Origin of the sequence: Tardiphaga sp., assembly GCF_044340795.1 — a bacterium.
Classification (GTDB): domain Bacteria; phylum Pseudomonadota; class Alphaproteobacteria; order Rhizobiales; family Xanthobacteraceae; genus Tardiphaga.
Genome location: NZ_JBIISY010000269.1, coordinates 1 through 7,778, shown reverse-complemented (window position 1 = coordinate 7,778; position 7,778 = coordinate 1). Strand labels below are relative to the sequence as shown.

Annotated in this window: 5 protein-coding genes; 4 read left to right on the top strand and 1 reads right to left on the bottom strand. The window is 63.6% G+C overall.

What is annotated here, in order from left to right:
- Positions 1 to 427 (bottom strand): transporter substrate-binding protein (locus tag ACIQ17_RS28250; RefSeq protein ID WP_398472716.1); only part of this gene is annotated, 427 nt, incomplete at its 3' end.
- 160 nt (positions 428 to 587) lie between these two features.
- Between ACIQ17_RS28250 and ACIQ17_RS28245 the strand changes: the two genes are divergently transcribed.
- The 4 genes from ACIQ17_RS28245 to ACIQ17_RS28230 form a co-directional block, all read left to right on the top strand.
- A complete protein-coding gene (locus tag ACIQ17_RS28245) occupies positions 588 to 3,959 on the top strand; it encodes an ATP-binding protein (RefSeq protein WP_398472715.1) in 3,372 nt (1,123 codons plus the stop codon).
- Complete coding sequence (locus tag ACIQ17_RS28240; RefSeq protein ID WP_398472714.1) at positions 3,949 to 4,872, top strand: response regulator; 924 nt, start codon at positions 3,949 to 3,951, stop codon at positions 4,870 to 4,872. Before ACIQ17_RS28245 ends, ACIQ17_RS28240 begins: the two co-directional genes overlap by 11 nt.
- Before the next feature lie 190 nt (positions 4,873 to 5,062).
- The gene (locus ACIQ17_RS28235) at positions 5,063 to 6,280 is read left to right on the top strand and encodes an ABC transporter substrate-binding protein (RefSeq protein WP_398472712.1); all 1,218 of its coding nucleotides are present in this window, start codon (positions 5,063 to 5,065) and stop codon (positions 6,278 to 6,280) included.
- Between the two features lie 7 nt (positions 6,281 to 6,287).
- Positions 6,288 to 7,778 (top strand): FAD-dependent oxidoreductase (locus ACIQ17_RS28230; RefSeq protein WP_398472711.1); only part of this gene is annotated, 1,491 nt, incomplete at its 3' end.

Genomic DNA, 7,778 nt, shown 5'->3' with positions numbered 1-7,778 from the left:
TCACGGGCAGCACGGCCTTGCGCGAGGCCGAGGTCCAGCAGCCCATGATGGCCGCGACCTTGTCGTTTACGAGCAGCTTCTTGGCCTTTTCGGCGAAGGTCGGCCAGTCCGAGGCGCCGTCTTCCTGGATGAACTTGATCTTGCGGCCGAGCACGCCGCCCATGGCATTGATCTGCTCGATGGCCAGTTTCTCGGCCTGCACCGAGCCGGTTTCCGAGATCGCCATGGTGCCGGTGACCGAGTGCAGGATGCCGACGGTGACTTCGGTATCGGTGACGGCGAGGCCGGTGGTGTTGACGGCCGCTGTGGCCGGCGCCTGCGCAAAAGATGTGCGCGGAAACATCGACATGGCCGGCAGTGCTGCCATGCCCATCAGCAGTTTTCGCCGCAAAGGCGAGTGCAGTCCCGGTTTTTTCTCGTCTGACATCACTTCCCCACTGGTTTGGAACGCTTATTGGTGAGGCAAGTGTTGCTGAACTTCGGCGCTACCCGGATACGTGGGATTGCGTATACTGCACCGCAAAATGCCGACGTAGGTTTTGTTATCACGCAAATATGCGTAGTCGCGTTGGGGTCAGGAGTGAGGAGTGGCAGGGCGGCAGCGGATCGACCGTGTCAGGCGCCAGTACAATCAATGGGTCGCCAACCAGACCCTTGAGGACTACGCCCTCCGCTTCACCGCGAAGAGCGCACGCCGCTGGTCTTCCGCCCGTGTAGCCAACACGGCCCTTGGCGCCATCTCGTTCCTCGCCCTCGAAGCCATCGGCGGCACCATCACCATCAATTACGGCGTCACCAATGCGGCCGCCGCCATTCTCGTCGTCAGCCTCATCATCTTCTGCTGCGGCCTGCCGATCGCTTATCACGCCGCCAAATACGGCATCGATATCGATCTCCTCACCCGCGGCGCCGGCTTCGGCTATATCGGCTCCACCATCACTTCGCTGATCTACGCGTCCTTCACTTTCATCTTCTTCGCCATCGAGGCCGTCATCATGGCGGTGGCGCTGGAGATGTGCTTCGGCATCCCCCGCCCCATCGGCTATCTGATCTCCGCTGTGGTGATCATCCCGCTGGTCACCCACGGCATCACGCTAATCAGCCGCTTCCAGCTCTGGACGCAGCCGGTCTGGGTGGTGCTGAACCTGCTGCCCTTCGTCGCCATCGCCTATGCCAGCCGCGACAGTTTTACCGACTGGATCAGGTTTCCCGGCGACCACGGCAGCCCTGCCGGCCATCTCGACCTCCTGCTGTTCGGCACCGCGGCTTCCGTGATGTTCTCGCTGGTGGCGCAAATCGGCGAACAGGTCGACTTCCTGCGCTTCCTGCCGCGCGAACAGGGCCGCACCCGGTTGTCGTGGTGGCTTGCCCTGATCTGCGCCGGCCCCGGCTGGATCATTGTCGGCGCGATCAAGCTGCTCGCCGGCTCATTCCTCGCTTATTTCGCGCTCACCCATGGCGTCTCCAAGGAACACGCAGCCGAGCCCGCTTACATGTATCTGGAAGCGTTCCGCTATGTGCTGTCGCATCCGGATCTCGCGCTGGCACTGACCGGCGCCTTCGTGATCCTGTCGCAGCTCAAGATCAACGTCACCAACGCTTATGCGGGCTCCATCGCCTGGTCGAATTTCTTCTCCCGCCTGACGCACAACCATCCCGGCCGCGTGGTCTGGCTGGTATTCAACGTGCTGGTGGCGCTGCTGTTGATGGAGATCGGCGTCTACAAGGCGTTGGAGTCCACGCTGGCGCTCTATTCCAACGTCGCCATTGCCTGGGTGGGCGCATTGGTCGCCGATCTGATCATCAACAAGCCGCTCGGCCTGCGACCGAGGCACGTCGAGTTCAAGCGTGCCCATCTCTACGACATCAACCCGGTCGGCGTGGGCGCCATGCTCGCGGCCACAGTGATGTCGGTCAGCGCCTTCTATGGCCTGTTCGGCCCGACGGCGAAAGCGCTGTCGCCGTTCGTCGCCCTCGCCACGGCGCTCGTCACCGCACCGATCATCGCCTTCGCAACACGCGGCAAATACTACATCGCCCGCAAGCCGAAGCGCGCCTGGCAGACGGCCGCCGCGATCCAGTGCTGTATTTGCGAGCATACATTCGAGCCCGAGGACATGGCGCACTGCCCGGCCTATGCCGGACCGATCTGCTCGCTGTGCTGCTCGCTCGATGCGCGCTGCCATGATCTCTGCAAACCGCATGCACGGATCGACGCGCAGATGTCCGCTGCCTTCGGCAGGCTGCTGCCTGCGCCGATCCTCGCCCGCCTGAATTCGCAACTCGGGCATTATCTCGGCGTCTTCGTGATGGCGGCCGGTCTCGTCGGTCTCACGCTGGCGCTGATCTATCTGCAGACATCGGCCACATCGCCGGAGGACAGCACGACCGTCTCGGACGTGTTGTGGAAGGTGTTTTTCGCCCTCGCCATCATCATCGGCGTCATCGCCTGGCTGTTCGTGCTCGCCAAGCAGAGCCGCCGCGCTGCCGAAGCCGAGACGAAACGCCAAACCGCACTGCTGATGCAGGAGATCGACGCCCACAAGCGCACCGACGCGGAGCTGCAGCGCGCCAAGGAAGTGGCGGAGTCCGCCAATCTCGCCAAGAGCCGGTATGTGGTCGGCCTCAGCCACGAACTGCGCTCCCCTCTCAACGCCATATCAGGCTATGCCCAGTTGCTCGAACAGGACGACAGCCTGGACACGCGCCCGCGCGAACAGGTCCGCGTGGTCAAGCGCAGCGCCGATCATCTCTCCGGTTTGATCGACGGTATTCTCGACATCTCCAAGATCGAGGCCGGCCGGCTCTATCTGTCGCGCGACGAGGTGCGCCTCACCGACTTCCTCGACCAGCTGGTCGGCATGTTCCGGCTGCAGGCAGCCGCCAAGGGGATCGAATTCGTCTTCCGCCGGCCACCGGTGCTCCCGGCCGTGGTCTATGCCGACGAGAAGCGGCTGCGGCAGATCCTCATCAACCTGATCTCCAACGCCATCAAGTTCACGCAGGACGGCAGCGTGACCTTCGTGATCCACTATCGCAGCCCGGTGGCCGAATTCGAGATCATCGATACCGGCCCTGGCATCCGTCCTGACGATCTCGAACTGATCTTTGCCCCGTTCGAACGCGGTGCCCTTGGCGCGGCACAGCCGCATAGCGGCACCGGCCTCGGCCTGACCATCTCCAAACTGCTGGCTGGCGTGATGGGCGGCGACATCCGTGTCTCCAGCGAAGTCGGCCAGGGCGCGACCTTCCGCGTGAAAATGCTGTTGTCGGAGGTCAACAACCCGACCCGCACCGCGCCCATCGACGCGCCGATCCTTGGCTATCACGGCCCACGCAAAACCATCCTCGTCACCGATGACGATCCGACCCAGCGCGACCTGCTGCGCCAGGTGCTGGCCCCGCTCGGCTTCATCCTGCTCAGCGCGCCGGATGGCCCGGCCTGCCTCAGCCTGGCCCAGCATTGCCGGCCTGACCTGTTCCTGCTCGATATCTCCATGGCCGGCATGGATGGCTGGACCGTCGCAGAGGCTCTGCGCGCCGCCGGACACCATCAGGCGCGCATCCTGATGGTGTCCGCCAGCGCACTGGAAGCCCATGGCGCGCCGCTCGCGCAGCCATTCCACGATGGCTACCTGATGAAGCCGATCGAACTGCCACGCCTGCTGGAGACGATCGGCCAGCTGCTCAAGATCGAGTGGCGCTACGAGCCCGACGAAGATGTCAAATCAGCCCATTGGACACCGGACGGAACAGCGCCGCCCGCGCGTCATGTGGACGAACTCATCAATCTCGGCCAGATGGGCCATATCCGCGCCATCCAGCTGAAGCTCGATGAAGTCGGCGTCGCTCATCCCGAACACGCTGCCTTCGTCGCCCAGATGCGCATGCTGATCGACCGCTTCGACCTCGACCAATACATGGCCACACTGAAAACGTTGCAGACGCATGACAGCTGAATCGAAGAAGCGCGACGTCGCATTGGTGGTGGATGACAGCCCCGAGACGCTGCGCCTCCTCACCGATGCGCTCGATGGCGCCGGCATGACCGTGATGGTCGCCCTCGACGGCGCCGGCGCCATGCGCATCGTCGAGCAGATCACGCCCGACATCGTGTTGCTCGATGCCGTGATGCCCGGAATCGACGGCTTTGAGACCTGCCGCCGCCTGAAGCGCGATGCCGGCCTGGTCGACGTGCCGGTCATCTTCATGACCGGCCTTTCCGAAACCGCCCATATCGTCCGTGGCCTGGAGGGCGGCGGCGTCGATTACGTGACCAAGCCGATTGTCATCGAGGAAATGCTGGCACGCATCCGCGTCCATCTCGCCAATGCCCGCTTGACGCAGAGCGCCCGCGCGGCGCTCGACGTCTCCGGTCGCTTCCTGCTCGCTGTCAATAGAAGTGGCGAAGTGCTGTGGGCGACGCCGCAAGCGCAGAAGCTGCTGAACGACCACCTGATTGCCGGCATCGATGACACGTTGCTGTTGCCGCCAGCCATGCTGCAGTGGCTGGAGCAGATGCAGAAATCCGGCACCAAGCCGGCACCTTCCGCGCCGTTCCCCGCCAACGATCTGCTGCGCCTCAACTACATGGGCAAGGCCGGCGCCGACGAATTCCTGCTCCGCCTCGCCAAGGATAGCGGTACGGCTGCCCCTGCCGAATTCAGCAAGGAGCTTGGCCTCACCACCCGTGAAGGCGAGGTGCTGTCCTGGCTCAGCAAGGGAAAGAGCAACCGCGACATCGCCCAGATCCTCGGCCTCTCACCACGCACGGTGGACAAACATCTCGAGCAGATCTACGCGAAACTCGGCGTCGAAAACCGCACGGCGGCTGCAGCCGTCGCGGTGAATGCGGCGCAGCGGCGCCAGTAACTGCGCTCCCCGATACGTTTCAGCTCCGGCGACCCCAGCGAACAACGCGCATATATGTCGCGGTCTCATTGCGCTGCGATATACCAAATTCGCCATTGACAGATAAATTCGCCAATATCTAACCTCCCTTAAAAACAGACGGCCAAGCAAAACGGCCCCGGCAGACGGGCCACTTTCGGGAGAGAAACAGATGACGCGCCACGTGCTGGCGTGGGCCACTGCGCTCGCGCTTTCGACCACCGTCCTTTCCACCCCATCCCTTGCGCAGGTTTCCGACGATGTCGTCCGCATCGGCGTCCTCACCGACCTGTCGAGCTGGGGCCGAGACAATAGCGGCCCGGGATCTGTCGAAGCTGCGAAGATGGCGGTGGAGGAATTCGGCAAGACCGTGCTCGGCAAGCCCATCGAGATCATCAGCGCCGACCACCAGATGAAATCCGATGTCGGCGTGCAGATCGCGCGCAACTGGTTCGACAACGGCAAGGTCGATGCCGTCGTCGATATCCCGAACTCCGCCATCGCCATCGCAGTCCACAACCTTGCCCGCGAGCGCAACAGGATCGCCCTGCTGTCCGGCCCCGGCTCCAGCGCACTCACTGACGACCTTTGCAGCCCGAACACCGTGCAGTTCGCCTACGACACCTATGCATTGTCGAAAGTGACGGCCTCCGCCGTGATCGCCGAAGGCGGCAAGTCCTGGTATTTCATCACGGCCGACTATGCCTTCGGCAGTCAGCTCGAAAACGACGCCACGCGCTTCATCAAGGCGAGCGGTGGGACCGTGGTCGGCGGCGTACGCCACCCCACCAACACCGCTGACTTCTCGTCCTTCGCATTGCAGGCGCAGAACTCGAAGGCCAATGTCGTCGCTTTCGCCAATGCCGGCCAGGACACCGACAATTCCATCAAGCAATCCGGCGAGTTCGGCCTCGTCAAGGGAGGCCAGAAACTGGTCGGCCTCCTGATGTTCGACACCGACGTCCACGCCATCGGCCTCGAAGCCGCTCAGGGCACTTATCTCACGACAGCCTCCTACTGGAACATGAACGACAAGACCCGTGCCTGGTCGAAGAAGTTTTTCGCCAAGACGAACGTGATGCCGACGATGATCCAGACCGGCGTCTATGGCTCGGTGCTGCACTATCTCAAGGCCATCAAGGCCGCCGGCACCGACGATCCCGCCAAGGTGATGGCGAAGATGCGCGAGCTGCCCATCGAGGACACCTTCGTCCATGGCGGCAAGCTGCGCGAGGACGGCCGCGTGATCCGCGACATGTATCTCGCCAAGGTCAAGAAGCCCTCGGAGTCCAAGGAGCCGTGGGACTATCTCGACATCGTCAAGACGGTGAAGGGCGAGGATGCCTATCGCCCCGTCTCGGAATCGAAATGCCCGCTGCTGAAGAAGTGAGGTGACCATGGCCAGCGATCCAGCAACCGCGATTGAAACCCACGAATGCGACGTGCTGGTCGCGGGCTCCGGCTGTTCCGGCATGTCGGCGGCGATCACCGCGCGGCATGGCGGGCTCGACGTCCTCATCGTCGAGAAGGAGCCGCGCTTCGGCGGCACCACCGCCCGCTCCGGCGGCTGGCTGTGGGTGCCCGGCACGTCGCTCGCAAAAGCATGGGGCATCCAAGAAAGCCCCGACCAGGCGCGCACCTATCTGCGCCATGAGGCCGGCAACAGTTTTGATGCCGCGCGCGTCGATGCCTTCCTGACTGCAGGACCTGAGGCGATCGACTTCTTCACCACGCAGACCGCCGTGCGTTTCGACATGCCATTGACCTTCCCGGATTATGACGCCGAAGCGCCGGGTGGCACCCAGGGCGGCCGTTCGATGGTGGCCCGCCCATTCGATGGGCGGGAGCTCGGCGACAACATCAAGCATATCGGCGCCCCGCTGCCCGAACTCACGGTGTTCGGCATCATGCTCGGCTCCGGCAAGGACATCATCCATTTCATGCGTGCCACGAAATCGCTCACCTCGGCGATCTACGTAGCGAAGCGGCTGTCCAAGCATCTGAAGGATGTGCTCGGCCACGGCCGCGGCATGACGCTGACTAATGGCAATGCGCTTGCCGGCCGCCTCGCCAAATCAGCCTTCGATCTGAAGATCCCGCTCTGGCTGTCCGCGCCGGTGCGCGAGCTGGTCGTCGAGAACGGCCATGTGCGCGGTGCCATCGTCGAGCGCGACGGCAAGCGTGTCCGCGTCATCGCACGACGCGGTGTCGTGCTCGCCTGCGGCGGCTTTCCGCATGACGTCGAGCGCCGCAAGGCGATGTTCCCGCATGCCCCGACCGGCCGCGAACACTACTCGCCCGGCCCCACCGGCAATACCGGTGACGGACTGCGTCTCGCCGAATCCGCTGGCGGCCGTGTCGAGGATTCGCTGCCGAATGCCGCGGCGTGGGTGCCGGTCTCCGTCACCACCCGCAAGGATGGCAGCAAGGGCGTGATGCCGCATTTCATCGATCGAGCCAAACCCGGCGTGATCGCCGTGCTGCGCGACGGCACGCGCTTCGCCAATGAAGGCAACTCCTATCATGCCTTCGTCCAGGAGATGATGCGCGCGACCAGACCGGGCGACGAGATGGCTGCGTGGCTCGTCTGCGACCACCGTGCACTGCGGCAGTATGGCCTTGGCGCCGTTCCGCCGTTTCCGATGCCGATTGGCCACTATCTCACGTCCGGCTATCTCATCAAGGGAGCCTCGCTGGAAGAACTCGCGAAAAATGCCGGCTTCGACGCACACGCATTCGCGAACACCGTCACTCAGTTCAACGTCGATGCCGCCAACGGCCATGACCCCGCCTTCGGCAAGGGCTCGCGCGCCTATAACCGCTATCAGGGCGATGCCCAGCATGGCCCCAATCCCTGTGTGGCGCCGATCGAGACCGGACCGTTCTAT